Source organism: Halogeometricum rufum (genome assembly GCF_900112175.1).
GTDB lineage: Archaea > Halobacteriota > Halobacteria > Halobacteriales > Haloferacaceae > Halogeometricum > Halogeometricum rufum.
Map to the genome: position 1 here is coordinate 277726 of NZ_FOYT01000004.1, position 21205 is coordinate 298930.

The 21205-nt window shown below is 68.6% G+C and carries 19 protein-coding genes and 1 pseudogene; 11 read left to right on the top strand and 9 right to left on the bottom strand.

Annotation, left to right across the window (positions count from 1 at the left end; genetic code table 11):
- Positions 1–52 precede the first annotated feature (52 nt).
- The 3 genes and pseudogenes from BM310_RS18070 to BM310_RS18080 form a co-directional block, all read right to left on the bottom strand.
- Positions 53–532: pseudogene (locus BM310_RS18070) on the bottom strand (halocyanin domain-containing protein); the annotation flags it as partial.
- Between the two features lie 15 nt (positions 533–547).
- Complete coding sequence (locus BM310_RS18075; protein WP_089810396.1) at positions 548–1699, bottom strand: multicopper oxidase domain-containing protein; 1152 nt, start codon at positions 1697–1699, stop codon at positions 548–550.
- A 244-nt stretch (positions 1700–1943) separates the two neighbouring features.
- Positions 1944–2501, bottom strand: coding sequence for a halocyanin domain-containing protein (locus tag BM310_RS18080; protein ID WP_089810459.1), 558 nt, complete (start codon positions 2499–2501; stop codon positions 1944–1946).
- Between the two features lie 91 nt (positions 2502–2592).
- On the opposite strand from BM310_RS18080, the gene BM310_RS18085 reads away from it, so the two are divergent.
- Positions 2593–2856, top strand: a complete 264-nt coding sequence (locus BM310_RS18085) for a DUF2249 domain-containing protein (RefSeq protein ID WP_089810398.1) — start codon at positions 2593–2595, stop codon at positions 2854–2856.
- Between the two features lie 48 nt (positions 2857–2904).
- Here BM310_RS18085 and BM310_RS18090 read toward each other — a convergent pair whose 3' ends face one another.
- The gene (locus tag BM310_RS18090) at positions 2905–3141 is read right to left on the bottom strand and encodes a DUF2249 domain-containing protein (RefSeq protein ID WP_089810400.1); all 237 of its coding nucleotides are present in this window, start codon (positions 3139–3141) and stop codon (positions 2905–2907) included.
- Positions 3142–3271: 130 nt separating this feature from the next.
- Here BM310_RS18090 and BM310_RS18095 point away from each other — a divergent pair, with 130 nt between their 5' ends.
- The 8 genes from BM310_RS18095 to BM310_RS18130 all read left to right on the top strand — a co-directional run bounded on the left by BM310_RS18095 (position 3272) and on the right by BM310_RS18130 (position 12466).
- Positions 3272–3928 (top strand): helix-turn-helix domain-containing protein, encoded by a 657-nt coding sequence (locus BM310_RS18095; RefSeq protein WP_089810401.1) that lies wholly within the window; start codon positions 3272–3274, stop codon positions 3926–3928.
- A 140-nt stretch (positions 3929–4068) separates the two neighbouring features.
- Positions 4069–4443 (top strand): winged helix-turn-helix domain-containing protein, encoded by a 375-nt coding sequence (locus BM310_RS18100; protein WP_089810403.1) that lies wholly within the window; start codon positions 4069–4071, stop codon positions 4441–4443.
- 125 nt (positions 4444–4568) lie between these two features.
- Entirely contained in the window at positions 4569–6872 is a 2304-nt protein-coding gene (locus BM310_RS18105; protein ID WP_089810405.1) for a nitric-oxide reductase large subunit, read from the top strand.
- A 243-nt stretch (positions 6873–7115) separates the two neighbouring features.
- Positions 7116–8225, top strand: a complete 1110-nt coding sequence (gene nirK, locus BM310_RS18110; protein ID WP_089810407.1) for a copper-containing nitrite reductase — start codon at positions 7116–7118, stop codon at positions 8223–8225.
- Between the two features lie 160 nt (positions 8226–8385).
- Positions 8386–8985, top strand: coding sequence for an Lrp/AsnC family transcriptional regulator (locus BM310_RS18115; RefSeq protein WP_089810409.1), 600 nt, complete (start codon positions 8386–8388; stop codon positions 8983–8985).
- A gap of 264 nt (positions 8986–9249) precedes the next feature.
- Positions 9250–9603, top strand: coding sequence for a four-helix bundle copper-binding protein (locus tag BM310_RS18120; protein WP_089810411.1), 354 nt, complete (start codon positions 9250–9252; stop codon positions 9601–9603).
- A 446-nt stretch (positions 9604–10049) separates the two neighbouring features.
- Positions 10050–11546, top strand: a complete 1497-nt coding sequence (locus BM310_RS18125) for a hypothetical protein (protein ID WP_089810412.1) — start codon at positions 10050–10052, stop codon at positions 11544–11546.
- Positions 11543–12466, top strand: coding sequence for a PH domain-containing protein (locus BM310_RS18130; protein ID WP_089810414.1), 924 nt, complete (start codon positions 11543–11545; stop codon positions 12464–12466). The genes BM310_RS18125 and BM310_RS18130 overlap by 4 nt, the downstream gene beginning before the upstream one ends.
- A gap of 15 nt (positions 12467–12481) precedes the next feature.
- Here the strand turns inward: BM310_RS18130 and BM310_RS18135 are convergent, their stop codons facing one another.
- Complete coding sequence (locus BM310_RS18135) at positions 12482–13552, bottom strand: M23 family metallopeptidase (protein ID WP_089810416.1); 1071 nt, start codon at positions 13550–13552, stop codon at positions 12482–12484.
- Positions 13553–13729: 177 nt separating this feature from the next.
- Between BM310_RS18135 and BM310_RS18140 the strand changes: the two genes are divergently transcribed.
- The gene (locus BM310_RS18140; RefSeq protein ID WP_089810418.1) at positions 13730–14389 is read left to right on the top strand and encodes a hypothetical protein; all 660 of its coding nucleotides are present in this window, start codon (positions 13730–13732) and stop codon (positions 14387–14389) included.
- Positions 14390–14430: 41 nt separating this feature from the next.
- On the opposite strand, the gene BM310_RS18145 is transcribed toward BM310_RS18140, so the two are convergent.
- Genes BM310_RS18145 through BM310_RS18160 form a run of 4 tightly spaced genes read right to left on the bottom strand, consistent with a single transcriptional unit; the run spans position 14431 to position 18465 of the window.
- The gene (locus BM310_RS18145; RefSeq protein ID WP_089810420.1) at positions 14431–15366 is read right to left on the bottom strand and encodes a winged helix-turn-helix domain-containing protein; all 936 of its coding nucleotides are present in this window, start codon (positions 15364–15366) and stop codon (positions 14431–14433) included.
- Positions 15367–15417: 51 nt separating this feature from the next.
- On the bottom strand, positions 15418–16566 hold the full coding sequence (locus tag BM310_RS18150; protein WP_089810421.1) for an ABC transporter permease: 1149 nt from the start codon (positions 16564–16566) through the stop codon (positions 15418–15420).
- Entirely contained in the window at positions 16566–17291 is a 726-nt protein-coding gene (locus tag BM310_RS18155; protein WP_089810423.1) for an ABC transporter ATP-binding protein, read from the bottom strand. Before BM310_RS18155 ends, BM310_RS18150 begins: the two co-directional genes overlap by 1 nt.
- Positions 17281–18465, bottom strand: a complete 1185-nt coding sequence (locus tag BM310_RS18160; RefSeq protein WP_089810425.1) for a COG1361 family protein — start codon at positions 18463–18465, stop codon at positions 17281–17283. The genes BM310_RS18155 and BM310_RS18160 overlap by 11 nt, the downstream gene beginning before the upstream one ends.
- Positions 18466–18833: 368 nt before the next feature.
- On the opposite strand from BM310_RS18160, the gene BM310_RS18165 reads away from it, so the two are divergent.
- Positions 18834–21050 carry a glycoside hydrolase family 3 N-terminal domain-containing protein gene (locus BM310_RS18165; protein WP_089810427.1) on the top strand — a complete coding sequence of 739 codons (2217 nt, stop codon included), beginning with the start codon at positions 18834–18836 and terminating at the stop codon, positions 21048–21050.
- Positions 21051–21205: the final 155 nt, after the last annotated feature.

Below are 21205 nucleotides of genomic sequence, written 5' to 3' on the forward strand. Positions count from 1 at the left end.
CGCCGCCCCCGACGCTCAGCGCGTTGGCCACTACGTCGTCCCGGCCGTCGCCGCCGCCCTCGCCCGCCGCACCGACGACGACTGCGCCCCGCATCCCCATCGCCTCGTGCGGGACGCAGACGTACCGGTGGACGCCTGCGCTGTCGAACGTCTGTTCGAAGGTGTACCCCTTCTCGCCGACCATCTCGCTCTCGAACGCTCCGTCCTCGGCGACGACGTTGTGCGCGCCGCCCTTGCCGTTCCACTCCCAGACGACGGTGGTTCCGGGGTCGACTCTGACCGCGGCCGGACCGAACGCGAAGTTACCGTTGTTACCCGCCGCGCCGACGGTTATCGTCACCGACTCCTCGCCGGTCCGGTCCGCGGTTCCGTCGTAGTTGCTGGTGTTATCCAACCACCCGCCGTAGTCGGCGGCGGCCGACTGCGCGGCGGCGGTTCCGGCGGTTCCCGCGGCACTCGCGGCGATGGCGGCCGTCGCGGCACCGCGGAGGACTGTTCTTCGACTGACGTTCGGGGTGTTCGGTGTCGTCATCGTCCTGTCTGGTGGTCACTGCCCGTAGCCCGCGTACTGCATCAACTGGTCGAAGATGTCCGTGTCCATCGCCTCCTTGTAGACGACGCCCGACAGCATCCCGCCGGGGTAGAAGTTCCCGTTCATGACGTGGCTCACCTTGTGACAGTGCATGAGGTAGATGCCCGGGTCGGCGTCGGCGGTGAACTCGACGGTGTGCCGTTCCGCCGGGGCGACGTTCGTCACGTCCATCTCGTGACGGGCCGCCTCCGGCACCGTCCCGCCGTCCTTCTCCACGCGCTGGAAGCGGTGGTTGTGGATGTGCAACGGGTGGCTCATGTAGCCGCCGTTGACGAAGTGAAGTCGGACCGAGTCGCCGCGTTCGACCACGACGGGCGACCCGTCCTCGGGGTGCAGGGTCCGCGGCGCAACCTTCCCGTTGACGGTGAACACGTCGGGGTCGCGGCCGCGCGGCGTGTAGGAGACGTCCTCGCCCGCCATCGAGCGGTTGAGCCGCGAGTCCCAGTCTTTCACCGTCATGAAGTACTCCCTGTCGGCCGGTTTGTACCCCTTCGGGTCCACCCGGAAGATGCCGTACATCCCCATGTCGATGTGGCGGTGCGTCTGGAAGTGACAGTGGTACAGGTGGGTGCCCGGCACGTTCGCCGGGATGGTGTAGGTGTGCGACTCGCCGGGCGAGACGGTGATGCCCGTCGTCGTCGGCACGCCGTCGTCCTTCCACGCCTTCTGGACGCCGTGGAAGTGGACCGTGTGCGGGCGCTTGCCCGCCGTGTTGTCCAGCGTCACCTCCATCTCCTCGCCCTCGGTGGTCCGGATGACCGGTCCGGGGACGGAGGGGTCCCGGTCGTCGGCCTGGAACGCCCAGACGCGCGGCAGACGGACGGGGCCGCCCATCGAGTCGAGCGGATGCGCCTCGTGGACGGCCGGTTGCGTCTTCAGCGTCACCGCTCCGCCCTGTTCGTCCACGTCGACGACTTCCGGCGGACTGGTCGTCGGGAGCGACGCCGTCTGCGACGCCGCCGTCGTCGACGACTGCTCGGTCTTCGCGCTGGCCTGACTCGTCGGGGCCTGACACCCCGCGATCGCTGCCGTTCCGACGCCGCCGGTGGCGGCGAGGAACTCTCGTCGGGAGATGCCCGTTCCGGGAGCACCGATGCGGTCTCTCATGGACACCTGAGTCTACCCACAGTTGAAAGATAGCGGGTCGGGGCGGTTCCTGACGCACGAGAAGGTGCGCGAACACGTTCGGGTGGGGTTTATACGCCGTTCGCGCTGAGGAGCGCCACCGATTCGCACGATTCGGCCGGAGACGGCGGTATCGGCCCTCGCGGGTCTCCGCGAGTCGCGGACCCGCGCGACCGGTGCGTCCCGGTCCCGACCGAACCGACCCGGAAAAGAGAGACCGCTCGGGTTACTCGACGACGACGACGCCCTTCATCCCCATCGCCTCGTGCGGCGTGCAGGCGTACTCGTACGTCCCGGCGCTCTCGAACGCGCGTTCGAACGTGTACCCCTCCTCGCCGACCATCTCGCTCTCGAACGCGCCGCCCTCGGCGACGACGTTGTGGGTGCCACCGTCGCCGGTCCACTCCCAGACGACGGTCGTTCCGGCGTCGACGCGGACCGCGGCCGGACCGAACCCGTACGCGCCGCCGTTGGCTTCGGTGCCGACGCGGACGGTCACGCTGTCCTCGCCGGTCGCGTCGGTGACGCCGTCGTAGTTCCCGACGTCCGAAAGCCACCCGTCGAACTCCGGCGACGACCCGTCGCCCGATTCGCCGCCAGTCTCGTCGCTTCCACCGTCCGTCTCAGCGGTCTCACCACCGCTCTCGCCGCCCGATTCACCGTCCGGCGAGTCGGTGGTGTCGGTCGCACTCCCCGTACACCCGGCCAGCGCCGCCCCGCCGATGGCCGCACCGGTCGCTCGAAGGACGGTCCGCCGATTTACCGAAACTTCCTCGGAGTTCATCACGTCCGTGAGTTCCCCCCTCTCCCTCTCGGGCGTTCCCCCGAACGTGTTCGGGACAAGCGACTGTGTGTCGGCCGGTCGAACTGACACCATGGACGACCGACCCAGCGTCGTCGCGGAGACGGACGCACCGACCGGCCGACCGACGGAGACGCTCGACGTGCGGGACCTCCCGCCGCCGAAACCGCTCAGCGAGACGCTCGAACGGGTCGCGGAACTGGACGACGACGCGGTCCTCGTCCAACTGAACGACCGCGCTCCCCAGCACCTGTACCCGAAACTGACCGACCGCGGCTACGCGTTCGAGACGGTCGAGACAGACGACTGCGTCGTGACTGTCGTCTGGCGCGAGTAGTCCGGCCCGAATCGCGGACCCCGGAACCGGGACGCACGCGTCGCCCGGTCACGCGTGCGTTATCTCCACACGCCACTCCTCGGGACCCGTTTGCGACGCCTCGTACGCGAACCCTCTCCGTTCGAGCACGTCGTACAGGGGCACGGGCTCGAACCCGTTGACCAGCACCAACCGCTCGCAGTCGCCGAGGGCGTCGAGTGCGGCCACGATGTCGCCGAACGGTTCGCCGTCGGTCTCTCGCACGTCCAGTTCGCGGGTCTCCGCGTCCGACGTCTCCGAACTCATGCCCGTTCGTTGCGCGCAGTTCGGGATACCCTTTGTGCCGATAGTGTTCGTCCGCGTCGAATCTCGGCCTATCCGAACATGTTCGGGAACACTGATTGGTGGGGAACCCGAATATATTCGACCGAGACCGATGCCACGAGCACACCTCACGCTGACGATTCCCGACGGCGTCTGGATCGGCGACGTCACGCGCGCGCACCCGCAGGCGACGGTCCGTATCCTGTCCGCCCTCACCGGCGACGACGCGGGCGTGGGCCTCGCCGAGATAACCGCCGAGGAGTTACAGTCCGTCGTCGCCGACGTTCAGGACAGCGACTCCGTGGTCGAACTGGAGATTCTCCAGCAGTACGGCAACACGGTCCTCCTGCAGTTCGAGACGACGATGCCGTTGCTCCTCCTGCCGGTGCAGGACTCGGGCGTCCCGCTGACGATGCCGTTCACCATCGAGGACGGGCAGGCGGAGTGGGAACTCACGGCTCCCCAGCACCGCCTCTCGGAACTCGGGACGCAACTGGAGGAGTTCGGCATCCCCTTCACCGTCGACGAGATTCGCCAACAGATCGAACCCGAGCAGTTGCTCACCGACCGGCAGTTGCGGTTGGTCGTCGCCGCCGCCGAACGCGGCTACTACGACACCCCCCGGGAGTGTTCGCTCACCGAACTCGCCGAGTCGGAGGGGCTGGCAAAGTCCACGTGCAGCGAGACGCTGCACCGCGCCGAAGAGCAGATAATCAAGGAGTTCCTGGAGAACCTCGACGAGGCGACCAGAGAGTCCCAGCGCGCCTGAGACGGCGCTCGGCGACGCTCGACCGCATCGACCGACGGACGCGGAAACCGTCCCGACGCGCTCGGGACGGCGGTTAGACGCCCGGACAGATGACCTCTCACACGACCACGCACCACGCGGACTCCTCTCGCACAGCATCTATGGAACGCGACCCGTTCGCACCCGACGCGCCCGATATTCGGGACGTGTTGGGCGCGCTCGACGACCCGGACTGCCGAACCATCATCGAACGCATCGACGGGGCGATGACGGCGAACGACGTCGCCGAACGCTGCGACATCCCCCTCTCGACCACGTACCGAAAGCTCGAACTGCTCACCGAGGCGTCGCTCCTCGAAGAACAGGTCCAACTGCGCGCCGACGGCAGACACACGAAGCGGTACGTCCTCGCCTTCGAGGGCGTCCGACTCTCGCTGGGCGACGACTGCTCGCTCGAGGCGACCGTCGAACGCCGTGAGCAGACGCCCGCGGAACGCCTGTCGGAACTGTGGTCGGAGGTGGGAGAGGAGACCTGAAGTGCGGCCGAAGCCCGCCCCCGGTCGCCGGAACTATCCGGCTCTGAACATGTTCGGTGGCCGATTCGACGGCTGGGAACGTCCCTGACGATACACGTCGGGGCCGTCACTATCGTCGAACTGGTATGAGAATCAGCCGTCGAACGATAGCGAAAGCGCTCGTCGCCGTGTTCGTCGTCAACCTCGTGGTGATGGGTATCGGCGCGTACCACTCCTCGCAGAACGTGCCGCCCATCCCGAAGGAAGTCGTCGGTCCCGACGGCGACGCGGTGGTCACGCAGTCGCAGGTACAGCGCGGAAAGATAGTCTTCCAGCAGAACGGCCTGATGAACCACGGCTCCATCCTCGGCAACGGGGCCTACTACGGCGTCGACTACACCGCCGACGCACTGGATTTGAAGGTCCAGTTCATGCGCGCGTACTACGCGCAGGAACGGTACGACCGACCGTACGACGAACTCGCCGACGCCGAGCAGGCCAGCGTCGACAGCGTCGTCCGCGACGACGTGGACGAACCGCTGACTCCCGGCGCGCAGACCGTCCGGTACTCGCCGGCGGAGGTGTACGCCCACGAGCAGGTTCGCGAGGTGTACGTCGAGCGATACCACGAGGGGGCGAAGGAGCGCGGCCTGCCGGCGAACTACGTCGACTCGGCGTCTGACGCCCGCCGCTTCGCGGACTTCGCGATGTGGACCGCGTGGATGTCGCACACCGACCGGCCCGGCAGCGACCACAGTTTCACGAACGAGTGGCCGTACGAACCCGCCGCCGGGAACGCGCCGACGGGGGCGACGATGACGTGGAGCGTCCTCAGCATGGTGCTTCTGGTCGCCGCGGTGGGCATCGGCGTCTGGCTGTACAACTCCGTCGAACTCCCCGAACCGGAGATTCGGAGCATCGAGGTGCCGCCGCCGGACGAAATCTCCCTGTCGCCCAGTCAGCGCGCGGCGACGCGCTTCGTCCCCCTCGCGGGAGCGCTGTTTGCCGTACAGGTGTTACTCGGGGGACTGCTCGCACACTACTACGTCGAACGCGAGGCTTTCTTCGGCGTCAGTGAAGTGTTCGGCGTCGAACTCCTCTCGGTCCTGCCGTTCTCGCTGGCGAAGACGTTCCACCTGGACCTCGGCATCCTCTGGATAGCGTCGCTGTGGCTGGGCGCGGGCCTGTTCCTGCCGCCCCTGCTGACGAACTACGAACCGCCGCGACAGAAGACGTACATCCACCTGCTCCTCGGCGCACTCGTCGTCGCCACCGTCGGTGGACTCGGCGGCGTCTGGCTCGGCGCGCAGGGCTACATCGACGGCGCGCTCTGGTGGATTCTCGGTAACGAGGGCCTGGAGTACCTCGAAGTCGGCCGACTCTGGCAGGTCGGACTCCTCGTCGGCTTCGTGCTGTGGACGGCGCTGGTCTGGCGCGGCTTCAGACCCCTCCTGAGGCGGGAGTCCAGCTACGGACTGGCCCACCTCATCGTCTACGCCGGGGGGTCCATCGGCCTCCTGTTCACCGCCGGGATGCTCTACACGCCGCGGACGAACATCGTGATGACGGAGTTCTGGCGCTGGTGGGTCGTCCACATGTGGGTCGAGGGAGCCTTCGAGTTCTTCATCGTCGCCATCGTCGGTCTCACCCTCGTCAGCATGGGGTTACTGAAGAAACGCTCCGCCGAGAAGGCGGTGGCGTTTCAGGCCCTGTTCGTGATGGGGTCGGGCGTCATCGGCGCGGCGCACCACTACTGGTGGGTCGGTCAGCCCGACGTGTGGATTCCGTTCGGGTCGGTGTTCTCGACGCTCGAACTCATCCCCCTCGTCCTCATCCTGTTCGAGGCGATGGGGCAGTACCGCGCGCTGGCCACGGGCGAGGAGGGCTTCCCCTACACGCTCCCGTTCATGTTCATCATCGCCAGCGGCTTCTGGAACTTCGTCGGCGCCGGCGTCCTCGGCTTCTTCATCAACCTCCCCCTCGTCAACTACTACGAACACGGGACGTACCTCACGGTGGGGCACGCCCACGCCGCGATGTTCGGCGCGTTCGGGTTCCTCGCCCTCGGGATGGCGACGTACATGCTCCGAATCTCGTCGAAACCCGCCCAGTGGACCGAGCGACGACTGCGGTGGGCGTTCTGGCTGTGGAACGTCGGCCTCGCCGTCATGGTGTTCGTGAGCGTCCTGCCCGTCGGCTTCCTGCAGTTGGAGACGGCGTTCACGCAGAGTTACGCCGCCGCCCGGAGTCTGGCGTTCTACAACGGTGAACTCGTCCAACTGCTGTTCTGGGCGCGCCTCCCCGGTGACACGATGATAATCCTCGGGACGCTCGTGTTCGCCTACGACGTGGTGGTCAAGCGGTTCTCGCTTCGGTCCGTCTCGACGCCCGAGGAGACGCCGCCCGCGGGGACGATTCCCGACCGACTGCTGACCGAAGACGACGACTGAGACCCGCTTCCGGCCGCCGTTTTTCGACCGCCGTCGCCTCCCGTCACCCGCCTACGCGAGAGTCGACTGTCGGCGTCCCACTCCTCTCGTCTCGTCCCACCGCCTCCCGCGTTCCCTCCGCACGTCGCCGAGAGGCGGATATATACGCCGGCGGGAACACCTTCGGGCACGTTCCAGTCCCGTAGAAATAGCAAACTAGTTGATTGTTTCGCCTTCGCTATCTTCGCTCGTGAGGTCAAGCCAATGTTCGCACCAACTCGACGACGCGTCCTGGAAGCGCTCGGAATCGGCGGCGTCGCATCGGTCGCCGGGTGTAGCGGCGACGCGCCCGCCGGAGAAGAGACGACGACGCAGACCGTAGCACAGACGACGGCGAACGCGACGGCCGAGAGCGTCGCGGCGGACCCGACGGACGTCCCCGACCCGGTCGACTGGTCGGAACCCAGACACCACGAGGTGACGCTCGAAGCCGTCGAGGTGACGGCGGAGATAGAACCGGGCGTGACGTTCGACTACATGACGTTCGACGGGCAGATTCCCGGCCCGATGATTCGCGTCCGGCAGGGCGACACCGTGTCGTTCACGCTGAAGAACCCGCCCGAGAACGACATGCCGCACAACGTGGACATGCACGCCATCTACGGCACCGGCGGGGGCGCCGTCGCCACCACCGCCGCGCCCGGCGAGGAGAACGCCGAACGGTTCGAGGCGACGTACCCCGGCGCGTACATCTACCACTGCGCCGTGCCGAACCTCGACTACCACATCTCCGCGGGGATGTTCGGCATGATTCTGGTCGAACCGAAGGGGGGACTGCCCGAGGTGGACCGCGAGTTCTACTTCGGCCAGCACGAACTCTACACGGACGGAACGCCCGGTTCCGAGGGGCAGCACGGCTTCGACTTCGAGGCGATGGCCAGCGAGAACCCGACGTACGTCCTGCTCAACGGCGAGAAGTACGCCTACGCGGCGGCCAACCGCGGCCCCCTGCAGGCGAACGTCGGCGAGACGGCGCGGGTGTTCATGGTGACCGGCGGGCCGAACCTCCAGTCGAACTTCCACCCCATCGGCAACGTCTGGACCGAGTGCTTCCCGAACGGGTCGCTGTCGATGGAACCGCACACGCACATCCAGACGCAGGTGGTCCCGCCGGGAAGCACGATGGTCGGGACGATGGAACTCCCGGTGCCGGAACGCATCAAACTGGTGGACCACGCCCTCTCGCGGGTCGCTCGGAAGGGCAACCTCGCCGAAATCGACGTGACCGGCGAGGAGGACCCCGAGGTGTTCGACCCCGAGGTGGACGGCGCCGACGAAGGCCCCCTCTACGGCGACGGCGAGGGGGACGGGTGACCGCGCGGACCGCCTCGGACGCCGGTTTCGTCACCGTCGCGCGGGCGTCGGCGCACGGGCGCGGCCGCGTTCCGGGGTGACGGCGAGCAGTCCGAACGGCGGTCGACGGACCCGACGGGTGCCAGAAGACCGAACAGGCCTCGCCGCCAACCGCCTTCTCATGGCCCAGCTAGACGAGACGGATCTCGTCATCCTGCAACGGTTGCTGGACGACGCGCGCCGGTCGTATCGCGGCATCGCCGAGGAGGTAGACCTCTCCGCGCCGACCGTCTCGAACCGGGTCGAACGCCTCCGTGACATCGGTCTCATCCGCCGGTTCACGGTCGAGTTGGACCGCACGCTGCTCTCGGCGGCCGACGAGACGCTCGTCGTCGTGGAGACGCACCCAGCCGACGCCGGCGACGTGATGTCGAAACTGACCGCCGTCGAGGGCGTCGAGCACGTGTTTCAGACGGTGGAGGGGCGCGTCGTCGCCAAGGCCGTGCTGTCGCCGTCGGACGTGCACGCCCTGTTCTCGAACACGCTCGAAGACGAACGGGTCGAGGAGTACCGCTCCGAGTCCGTCCTCCGCTCCGCGTGGCGGCCGCAACTCGGCACCGACGACCACGAAGTCCAGTGTTCCATCTGCGGGAAAACGGTCACCGGCGAGGGGGAGAGCGTCGAAGTCGGGCCGAAGAGTCTCCACCGCGTCTGCTGTTCCTCGTGCACCGAACGGGTCGTCGAGGAGTACCAGTCGGTGCAGGAGACGACCGACGACTGACTCCGCGGCCGAGGGCCATTATCGAATCCACTTTTCCACCGGGCGAAACTTGGGTTTCCGAACCGGTCACCGCCGTCTTCGTTCGTCCGCACGCGAACGTCGTTCTCGTTCGTCGCCGAGAGCGAGCAGTCCGGTACGTCCAGATAACAGTACCGGCCGACCGGTCCGTCCGAGCCGTCTCGACGCGTCGAATCCGTCTCTCCCGACACTTTGCACACGAAGCCACAAGGGAAGAAAAACGTCCGCCCGTGAGTACTAGGTGCGATGTCACTGTCAGAGACCCTGTCGAAGAACGAACGCCTGAGCGACGAACAGCGAGAGTGCATCGAGAACTGCACCGAAGCCGTCGAGGTGACCGAGTGGTGCGCCGACGAGTGTCTCGGGAGCGAGGAGATGGAGGAGTGCGCCCGTCTCTGCCGCGACGTGGCCGACATCGCGTCGCTGCACGCCCGCCTGATGGCGCGCGGGTCGAACTACAGCACCCAACTCGCCCAGGCCTGCGCCGGCGCCTGCGAGGAGTGTGCCGAGGAGTGTCGCCGTCACGACGCCGACCACTGTCAGACCTGCGCCGAGGTTCTCGACGACTGCGCGGAGACGTGCCGTAGCATGGCGGCGTAACCGAGTCACCCCTCCTCATTTCGCCTTACTTTTCCTCTTCTCACCCCTCCTCACTTCGCCTAACTTCTCCTCTTCTCACCGCTCCGACTCGCCCGCCGACTGTCGACGTATCGCGCCGGTGGGAACCCGCGATGTCGAGCGACGCCATCGCAGAGCAAAGCTATCAAAACTAACAGAGACCGCAAAACTGCACGACGACTGGCGTGTGCTCGTCGAACTGTTGCCTCGTTCGAATCCGTCTCCCACGATGTTCTCCAAATATACACTTTCAAGATATATAATATATCTGCCAGTCCTTCGTTGTCCTTCTGTGGTGACGAATCTGTGGCGAAATACCTTTCTGAGGCCGCCTCGCGGTAGAATACCCCTCCTACCTAACTAACTAGTTCGTACTGACCTGTCGTAGTGACAGAACATTTATATAGGGTGTCGAGTATGACTCAGACGTGAACTGGAACCCTGAGTGGTCCTCCGCGGTCGCAGTCGCTCTCCTCGTCGCCGCGTGTCTGGTCACCGCCGGTCCCGTGGCGGCGGACGAGACGACGACCCGGAGCGATTCGGCCCCGAACGGAACGGCCGACGACGAGACGCCGGTGCAGACGGCGTCGGAGACGAATCGAACGGTGACCGAGGCGCGGACGGCCACCGAGACAGCGACGACGGCGACGGCGACCAAGACGACGGCGACCGAACGGCAGACGCCGACCGCGACGTCGAGTCCCACCGAGACGCGGACTCGGACGGACGACACCCGGTTCGCGGTGTCCGAACTGGCGGCGTCCGACAGCCTTCGGGCGGGGGACGGCCTCGCGGTGACCGCCACGGTGACGAACCGCGGCGCGGCGAACGGAACCGAGACGCTCCGATACTCGTTCGGCGGGGAGACGGTGGCGACTCGGTCGGTGACGCTCGAACCCGGCGAGTCGACGGCCGTCACGTTCGAAGTCGCCTTCGACGACGTCGAGGCCGCCCTCGGGTCGGTCGAACCGGGCACGTTCGTCCACGGCGTCCGGAACGAGTCCGGTGCCGGGGCCGCGGCCCGCGTCCGCGTGACGCCGGACGTGGACCTCACCGTCGAGTCGGTGGACGCGCCGACGGAGGTGTCTCACGGCGACGCCTACGTCGTCCTCGCGACGGTCGGGAACCCGAGCGAGACGGCCATCACCCGCCGCGTCGCGTACGAGTTCGCCGGCAGAACGGTCGCGGAGCGAGCGGTGACCGTCGCCGGCGACGACGACCGACAGGTCGCGTTCGAGATTCGACTCGCCGACGTCGAACGCGTCGCGGGTCCCGTTCGAAACGAGACGACGTACGACCACGGCATCGCCGCCGGAGACGACCGGGACGTGGGGGCCGTGCGCGTCGTCAGAAGCCCGAGTGCGGACGCCTCGTCGCTGGCGGTCGAGTCGTTCGAGACGGTCCACGACGTGCGACCCGGCGACGCGTACACCGTCGAACTCGCGGTTCGGAACGTCGACACCGCCGACTTCGAGGGCCAACTGAGCTACCGCGTCGACGGGAACGTCGTCGCGACCGAGTGGGCGCGCGTCCCCATCGGCGAACGACGGACGGTCGCGTTCGAAGTCGAGTACGACGCCGTCGCCGACGCCGCCGTTCCGCTCTCGTCCGCGGAGACGGAACAGGGCGTCTTCGTCGGCCGGGAGGCCGTCGCGACCCGGCCCGTGGCCGTCTCGGTGCCGGCGACGCCCGAGGCGACGCCTCGACCGGAACCGACGTTCACCGCCGCCGAGACGCCGTCGCCCGCACCGACGACGGCGGGGTCGGACGCCGCTGACGCCACGAACGACGGGCCCGACGACTGTCGTCGCGGATTCTTCACCCCCTGCGGCGGTGCGGCGATGGGCGAGACGTCGCTGACGATGGTCGGTATCCTCCTGTCGGGGTTCGGAATCGTCTACCAGATGTACCAGGGGCGACGATGACTCGCGGCCTCCCCGCGGTCTGGAGTGCGGTGTTCGGCGCGCCGTTCGTCGCCGTCGGCGCGTACGTGTTCGCCTTCCAGTCGCAGTATCCGCTGGTGGCGAACCAACCGACTGCGCCGCCGGCGGCGGGCGTTCCGCTGGCGGCGTTCGGCCTGTTCGTCGTCGCTCTCGGCGTCTACGTGCAGTTCGCCAGCACGCCCGACCGGCCGACGATGCGCGACGGAGAGTGGATAGTGGACGAGCGAGACCCGGCGCAGCGAAGCGCACTCGCGAAGACGTTCGCCGCCGTGCCGTTCCTCGCCGCCGGACTGGACCTGCTGTACTTCACGACGTACCCGCTGGTCTACCCGACGCTCGCCCTCGCGGCGGGGTTGTACCTGTTCTCGACCGGCATCCACGAGTACTGGCGCAACACGCTCACGTCTTACCTCGTGACGAACCGCCGGGTGCTGGAGGAGTACCGCTTCGTCTCGCTCGCTCGCACCGAAGTCCCCTTGGAGAAGGTCCGCGCCGTCGAGGAACGGCGGTCGGCCTTCGAGTCGCTGTTCGGCCTCGGCGGCGTGCACGTCCGCGCGGGGTCGACCGGCGACCTGAGCGTGACGGTGCGGTCGGTGTACGACTCCACCGCGTTCGCCGACGAGATTCGCGAGGAGATAGACCGCGCCGGCGACGCGACCCGGACCGCGTTCGACGGCTACGTCGAGGCGACGCCCGTGGACGCAGCGACCGACGACGTCGTCGACGCCGACGAGAGCGACGCGCCGTCGGTCCTCGACGCGGAGGGGTCGGTCGAGTCGCTGGACGCCGCCGACGCGACGTTCGCCGAGGCCGAACCGCGGAGCGACGGCGGCACCGACGAGCCGATTCCCGACGCTGACTCGGGTGGGACGGGCGCCGATACGGGCCACGACCACTCCTGACGCTCCCTCGGCGGGTCACTCCACGCGTATCGCTCGCGGCCGGACTTCGCTCCCGCGTCCGTCGGCCGGTGCCGGCGCGAACCCCCGCTGAACGACGCGGTGCCCCGCGCGGATGGCGGCGCGTTCGACGCGGGTCGGTTCGTCCTCCGGGCCGTCGGCGACGGCGACGTCCGCGAACGTCACCGGCAGCCCCATCCCGCGGTAGAACGACGGCACGTCCTGCACGTGGAAGTGGAGGTGCGGTTCGGTGGAGTTGCCCGAGTGCCCGCACAGGCCGATTCGCTGCCCCGCCTCGACGCCGTCGCCCGCCTCGACGGCGACGCTCCCCTCGCGGAGGTGCGCGAGGACGCTGTACTCGTCCGGTGCGTGTTCGACGACGACGTAGTTGCCGCGGATGTCGCGTTGCCGCAGGTCCAACCACCCGCGGGTTCGCGGGGCGTCGCGGTGCCCGTCGCTCGCGGCGACGACGACGCCGGCGGCGGGTGCGACGACCGGTTCCTCCCAGCAGTAGTAGTCGCTTCGGTCCGTCCCGTCGCCCGCGTGGGTTCGCCCCTCGCCGTCGGTCCTGACCAGGTCGTAGGCGTATCGCTGTCCGAGGATGCTCCACGAGTGCGAGTGAGCTTTCTCGTGACCGCCGCCCACGACGGTCCACTCCCCCTCGACGGGGAGTCGGTAGGTGACGGGCCCCTCGAACGACTCGGGGTCGGGCAGCGAGAACCGATAGCGGGCGTCCACGGCGAGGTGGCCGAGCAGTTGTCGGACGCCCTGTGTCTGGACGAACGGGTTCACCTGGAGCGGTACCATCGACAGGAGGAAGCGCGCAGAACTCCACCGGTCGCCCGTCTTCACCCACGACGCCGGCGACTCGCCGCGTGACGGAGCGAGCATCGTGACGAACGGCCACAGCGCGAACAGGAAGCACAGGAGGAGTGGCTCCAGGAACTCGAACCGTCGCGAGACGAGACTCGGGAGGCCGAGCAGTCCCACCAGGGCGAGGTTCGTCGGGTCCGGGACTCTGTCGAGGAGGGAGCCGTCGGACGGGCCCGAGGCGGGAGCGTCCCCTCCGGCGTCGGCGTGCGAGGGCATACCGACCGATGGACGGGAACGGAAAAGAGCGTTTGGCGAACGGAATTTCTATCTAGACTCTTACAAATCTGACCGAGCTACCGTCGCTGGGGGAGCGACCGAGAGAGTAAGCGACATGACGCTCCGACCCCTTCGGTCCCGTGTGAACGACGTACAGGGACGCGGGCTTGCGTGGCGATGAGCGGCAGCGACCGAGACGAGTACGGGTACACCGAGTGGATATGCACGAACTGCGGGCGGAGCGCGCCGAAGAACAACCCGCCGTGCGACCGATGCGGCAACATGCAGTTCGAACAGGTCGAGGTCCGCGCGAGCGACTTCGACGACGAAGTCACGGCGGCCAGCACCGTGGACATCCTCCGCGAGAACGCCGGCGTCGCCGTCGCCGCCGCCGCCGTTCTGTCCGTCGTCGTCGTCGCGATGCTGGCGTCGGCGGGCGTGTTCGTCGTCTCGGACCCATTCGGGCTCGGCATCCGCTTCGGCGCCGTCGAAGCCGTCAGTCCGAACGACGACGGCACGCTGACCGCCGCGGAACTCCACGGCCGCGTCGCCGCAGAGTACGGCGGTAGCTCGATGCGGTGGTACGGCCGCGGGCTCGAACTCTCGTACCGGTCCGACGCGACGACGACGGGTACGCTGGCCGAGGAGGTCAGCACCGTCGCCGTCTGGTACGCCCAGTACGTCGGCGACGGCGGCGACGCCGACAGTCTCGAACTAACCGTCAGAACCGGCGACGGCCGGGCGCGGGTGACTATCGACCGGGCGGACGCCGCGGCGTTCGCCGCCGGCGACATCACCGAGTCGGAGTACCGGTCGCGGATTTTCCAGTCCGGATAGGTCCCCGACCGCCCCTCGCAGAACGCGCCCGTCCGACCCCGTCACGCCGACTCGACTGCCGTCTCCACGACTTCGCCCGCGTCGGACAGCGTCACGTGCAGGCGTTCGTCGTCGAGTCCGACGGTGACGACGACGGCCCCGTCGTCGGCCCGGGTCGTCTCGTACTCGACGTGGCCCAACTCCCACAGCAGCGAGTCGCGCACCGGTCGGCCGTGGTCGTGGTAGAACGCGTCCACCGTCGGGTGGACGGTGAGGGCGAACCACGCCGGCCCGACCAGCGAGGCGGTACACGTCTCGCAGTCGGCCCGGAAGAGGGGCGTCGGCCGCGACGTGCGGCCGTCTGCCCCGTCCCCGGCCTCGCCCTCGTCGCCGCCGTCGGCACCGGGTCCGTCGTCCGCCTCGGTCGGTACGGCCTCGATACGGGTCGTCATCGTCCCGTAACACTCCACGCAGACGCCCTGTAGCGACAGGTCGATGGCGTGGCGAATCAGACCCGTCGCCAGCGTGGCGAGTTCGGAGACGGTGGCGTCGGCCGCCGCGTTCGGCGGAATCGACCACCGGAGCAGGGGGTGGTCGTTCTCGCAGGTCACGTCGAGTCGGCCGTCCTCGTAGACGCCGGTGGCGGCGGCGCCGCAGACGTTGCACGCGCCGTCCACCGTCGTGGGCCCCAGCCGTTCGTGGTCGGTGTACCGCCCGGCGAGGATGGCGGCGACGATTTCGCTGCCGGCGTGCGAGAGGCGATAGCCGTCCTCGGTCCGTTCCACGAAGCGACCGACCAGCGTGTTCAGGTGGTAGCGGAACCGGCCGGGGTCCTCGACGCCGGCGCGCTTTCGCAACGCCGCGAAACCGGCCGTCGTCTCGCCCGTCTCGCGGGTGTGAGCGGCGAGGGCGCGGAGGATGGCGACTCGCGTCGGGTCCGACACCGCCGCGAAGGCGGCGTCCGGGTCACCCGACCCGTTCGGTGCGGAGTCGGACATACGCCGACCGTGGGGCGCAGAGCGGCTTAATACCCCGCCGCCTCGGCACGTTCACCCGCGGAGCGACTCGACCGGTGGGTCGCTCGCCGCGCGCCACGCCGGGTACAGGCCGGAGACGACGCTCGCGGCGACGCCGAACAGGAAGCCGAACCCGAAGTAGGCGAGGCTCTGGCCGGTGAACGCCGTCGGGTCGCCGAGGAGGGCGTCGTTGACGACGAGTCCGACCCCGACGCTCAGGGCGACGCCGACGACGGACCCGACGAGGCCGATGAGCAGCGACTCGGCGAGCATCATCCGAAGCACGTCCAGTCGCTGGTAGCCGACGGCGCGGAAGACGCCTATCTCGCCGCGTCGTTCGATGGTGGACATCAGCATCACGTTCATGATGCTGACGCTCGCCACGAACAGCGAGACGGCGCCGATGCCGACGATGAAGACGTTTATCTGCGAGAGCGTCTGGAGCGCCCGCGCCACCTGGTCCTCGAAGTCGGTCACCTCGTACCGCTCGGTCTGGTAGTTGAGCGCCTCGTCGAGGCGGTCACGCTCCTCGAACGCGGCGTCGAAGCCCTCCGTCTCCACGAAGAGGCCCTGGTAGCCGTCGCTCGGGTGCTGTGCCTCCGGCACGACGACGGCGCCGTCGGTGCCGAACACGCGGTTCCCCTCGTTCTCCGCGAGGACGGCGAGTATCCGGTACCGCTCGCCGCCGACGGAGACGGCGTCGCCCGCGGCGACGTCGAGTTCGTCGGCCACGTCCGCGCCGACGAGGACGCCGTCGCGCCAGTCCAGAGGGATGCGCCCCGACGCGACGGTGACCTGCTCTCGCACGTCGTTCACCGACTTCAGTTCCGCCCGCGTGGTCGTCTGTAAGTACGACACCCGCGCCTCCGTGCTCTTCATGGCGTACACGTCGTGTTCCGTCGCGCTCTGCACCCGTCGCAGGTCGTCGGAATCGAGCGCGTTCGTCGCCATGTCCTCTCCGGGTTCGACGAGGACGGTGCTGCCGATGCGGTCGAAGCTGTCCACCTGCGACCGCTCGAACGCGACGCCGGTGACGCCGAGGGACGCGATGGCGACGACGCCGACGACGATACCCAGCGTGGCGAGGGCCGTCCGGGTCCGCGTGCGGGTGAGGTTCCGCCACGACAGCATCGTCACCGGGAACAGTTCCAGCAGCCGCGTCTTCGCCCGACTGCCGCGCATCAGTCGCCTCCCGATTCGATTCGGCCGTCGGTCAGCGTGACGACACGGTCTGCGAACTCGGTCACCTGCTCGTCGTGCGTCACGGCGACGATGCCGACGCCGTCGCCGGCGATGCCCTCGAACTCGGACAGCACCTGCTGGCCCGTCTCCCGGTCGAGGTTGCCCGTCGGCTCGTCGGCCAACAGCAACCGCGGCCGGTTCACCAGCGCACGGGCGACGGCGACTCGCTGTCGCTGTCCGCCCGACAGTTCGGTCGGGTAGTGGTCGAGTCGGTCGCCGAGTCCGACCGAGCGCAGGAGCGACGTGGCGCGGTCGTACGCGCCGTCGGACTCGCCGCCGACCAGTCGCGGCGCCATGACGTTCTCCGTCGCCGTCAGCGTCGGCACGAGGTGGAACGACTGGAAGACGAAGCCGACGGTCCGCCGACGCATCCGCGTTCGCTCCCGTATCGAGAGTTCCGAGAGGGTCCGGTCGTCGAGTTCGACGTGACCCGCCGTCGGCACGTCGAGCAGGCCGAGCACGTTCAACAGCGTGGACTTCCCCGACCCGGACGGGCCGACGACGGCGACGAACTCGCCGGGGCGGATGGCGACGTCGACGCCGTCGAGGGCTCTGAGCGTCTCGTCGCCGGTCTGGTACTCCTTCACCACGTCCGTCGCCTCGATGATGGGTGCCGGGGACGCGTCGGCGTCCGAGCGCTTGACCCGGGCGTCGCTACGTCCCACCGCGGACCCTCCAGACGACGGCGCCGCCCACGAGCACCAGGGCGGCGCCACCCAGCAGTTCGACCGGGAGTCCGCCGGACGAGTCCTCCGTCTCCCCGTCGTTCGCGGGCTGCGTGTACGTCACCCGGCGCACCGTCTCCCGTTCGACGCCGTCGACGACGTAGGAGACGTGAATCGGGACCGTGACGGTGCCGTTGGCCTCGGCCGTCGCCCGCGTCTCGAACGTCCCGAAGTCGCTCGGGCCGATGCGGCCGACGAAGAAGTCCGAACTGTTCGCCCCCGGCCGGACGGTTTCGCTGTCGCGGACGGAGACGGTCACGCCGGTCACGTTGCTCCCACCGGGGTTGCTCGCCGTCCCGCGGATTCGGAGCGAGTCGCCGGCCGGTTCGACGTCGAGGTTCGTCAGCGTCACGCGGCCGGGGTTGGTCGGCTGGACGAACTCGCCGGTCAGTCGCTGCGTCGTCGTGTAGCGGGTGCCGTTGTAGTCGTACGAGAGCGTCGCGCGGACCGTCTCGCTCCCGTTCGTCTCTCCGCTGACGCCGACACTGACGCTCCGTTCGGCTCCCGCGCCGACGGTGGCGAACGAGTGACTGCGCGTTCGGAACGTCGTCTTCTCGGGGTCGAGGCTGAGTCGGACGTTCCGGACCGGCGCGTCGAGTCCGTTCGCCACCCGAACGGTCGCGTTCGTGGGCGACCCGGCGACGGTCGTGGCGAACTGCATCCCGAGGACCGGGTGCGGTTGGCGCACCGTCACGGGGACGGTTCGCTCGACGGTTCGCACGCCGTCGGTCGGCGAGACGAGGCGGACGCGGACGAGCAACTCGTGCGTGCCCGCCTCGTCGATACCGACGGAGTGGTTCACCGTCTTCGTGACGCCGGCCGGCACCCAGCCTTCGGTTCCCGTCTCGTTCAACTGCGTCCGCCTCTCGTCGCCGTTCTCGTCGAAGACGGTCACGCGCTTTATCGCGAACCGACTGTCGCTGTCCTCGGCGTTCGTCACCGCCGTCGAGACGGTGAAGTTGGCGTCCGTCGTCGGTTGCGTCGGCGACACCTCGGTGTGGACGAGGAGGACGCTCGAATCCGCCGTCGCGGTGGTGGTCGCCGCGGCGAATCCACCGGTGACGAGGGCGACGACGAGGACGAACGAGAGCAGTCGCTTCGGTGCGACGTTCATCGCGCACCTCCCGGACGGGCGGCCCGTCCCGGGGCACTCGGTCGCAGGCGGGGCTCTGGTCGATACTCGTGTGGCGGGTCGTCTCGCAGGGAGGGCTGTCTGCGTCGCATCTCGTCTCTGTAGAGACGCGAGGCACCCATAGACTCCCGTTCCGAGTCGCTGACCCGGACACCGACGGCGAAGATTTAAGTATCTGAACGGGACGAAACGCGGTCGTGACGCGTCAGATACGGACGGAGACCGCTCGTGAGCAGTGCCAGACGGCGAACGGGAGGCAGAGCCTCCGCGGAGGGTGACGAGGACCACGTGGCGGCCAGCCCCGTCGCACCCACAGTAGTTAACACGCTACTGGATAAACGATGATGAATATGAGCTCGAACTCCGGGGCCGACGGGCCGTCACCGCCCGCGTCGGCCGACGACGTCGACGACCTGCTCGACGCGATGACGCTCGAAGAGAAGGTCGGGCAACTCGTCGGTACCTACGTCGGACAGATGGGCGAGGAGAAGACGCTCGAAGACGCGAAACGGGAGGTCGTCGACGACCACGTCGGCTCCGTCTCCCCGTTCGGTATCGGCATCTCGACGCGCGACGACCCCGTACAGGCGGCCGAGACGGCGAACGAACTCCAGCGAACGGCCGTCGAGGAGACGCCCCACGGGATTCCGCTCCACGTCCCGGTGGACGCCGTCCACGGGCACGCGTACCTCAACGGAACGACGGTGTTCCCGCACAACCTCGGCATGGCGGCGGCGCGGGACGCCGAACTCGTCGAACGCGGCGGCGCGGTGACGGGGCACGAGTGCGCGGCGACGGGCGCGACGGTGAACTACGGGCCGACGTGCGACGTCGCCCGCGACCAGCGCTGGGGGCGGGTCTTCGAGACGTACGGCGAGAGCCCGTATCTCTGCGGCGAACTCGCCGCCGCCGAGGCCCGGGGCCTCCGCGGCGACGGCGACGAACCGACCGTCGCGGCGACGGCCAAGCACTTCCCGGCGTACGGTCAACCCGCCCGCGGCGAGGACGCCTCGGTGGTCGAGATTTCGGAGTCCACCTTCCGTCGCGACTTCCTGCCGCCGTTCGAGCGCATCCTCGACGAGGGCGTCGACGTGGTGATGCCGTGCTACAACTCCCTCGACGGCGAACCGGTCCACGGGTCCGAGCGATTCCTCACGTCCCTCCTCCGCGAGGAACTCGGCTTCGACGGCGTCGTCACCTCCGACTGGGGCGGCGTCGACCACCTCCACGACTACCACGGGACCTCCGACGGCCGCCGCACCTCCGCGTGGCAGTCGCTCTCGGCCGGTCTCGACCTCGTCTCGGTCGGCGGCCCCGACTACGCGGAGACGCTCGTCGAACTCGTGCGCGCGGAGGAACTCTCAGAGGCGCGCATCGACCGGAGCGTCCGCCGCGTCCTCGAACTGAAGGCGACGCTCGGCCTGTTCGACGACCCGTACGTGGACCCCGAGGCGGTCACCGACGTCGTCTCGCGGGACTCCCACCGCGACGCCTCGGTGGACGCCGCCCGCGAGTCGATGACGCTCCTGAAGAACGACGGCGTCCTCCCCCTCTCCGAGTCGGACGACGTGCTGGTCACCGGCCCGAACGCCGACGACCTGCACCACCAGTTCGGCGGGTGGAGCGTCATGGACGACTCGGACCTCCGCGGCGTCACCGTCCGCGAGGGCATCGCCGGCGTCGTCGGCGAGGAGTCGGTGACGTACGAACCGGGCGCGGACGTCACCGAGACGGTGGACGTCGACGCCGCGGCGTCGGCCGCCGAAGACGCCGACGCCGCCGTCGTCGTCCTCGGCGAGGACTGGTACATCCACGAGTTCGGCCCGCAGGGGATGAACCGCCCCACCGGCGAGTTCCCCACGCGAACCCGACTTGGCCTGCCCGACGCGCAACGGGACCTCCTCGAAGCGGTCCGGGCGACGGGGACGCCGACGGTCCTCGTCCTGATTTCGGGCCGCCCGCTGTCGATTCCGTGGGCCGACGAGCACGTCCCGGGCATCCTCATGGCCTACTACCCCGGCATGGACGGCGGGACGGCCGTCGCCGACACCCTGTTCGGCCGGCACAACCCCAGCGGGCGACTCCCCGTCTCCGTCCCGCGTTCGACGGGGCACCTCCCGACGCGGTTCAACTACCTCCGCCACCCGACGCCCATCGGCGCGGACGAACACCCGGACTCGTACGACCCCCTGTACGCGTTCGGCCACGGCCTGAGCTACACCGAGTTCGAGGTGACGGACCTCTCGCTGTCCGCCGAGAGCGTGGGTCCGGCAGGAACTGTCGAGGTGGACGTGACCGCCGAGAACGTCGGCGACCGGGACGGCGCGAAGTCCGTCGACCTGTTCGTCGAGGACGTGGTGAGTTCGCGGGTCACGCCCGCGCGCGAACACGTCGGCTTCGCGAAGACGGCCATCGAGGCGGGCGAGTCGGCGACGCTGTCGATGACGGTACCGGTCGAACGACTCGCCGTCCACGGCCGCGACTACGAACGCGTCGAACCGGGCGAGTTCGTCTTCTCCTGCGAGGGCGAGACGGCCGCGCTGACGGTCAGGTCCGGCGGGCAGTGAGCGCGTCCCGCTGACGGCCGACAGCGAGTCCGAGCGGTCGGTTGTCCGCTCGGTTATTCTTCGTCGGTTTCGCCTTCGTCAGCTTCCTCGTCGGTTTCGCCTTCGTCAGCTTCCTCGTCGGTTTCGCCTTCGTCAGCTTCCTCGTCGGTTTCGCC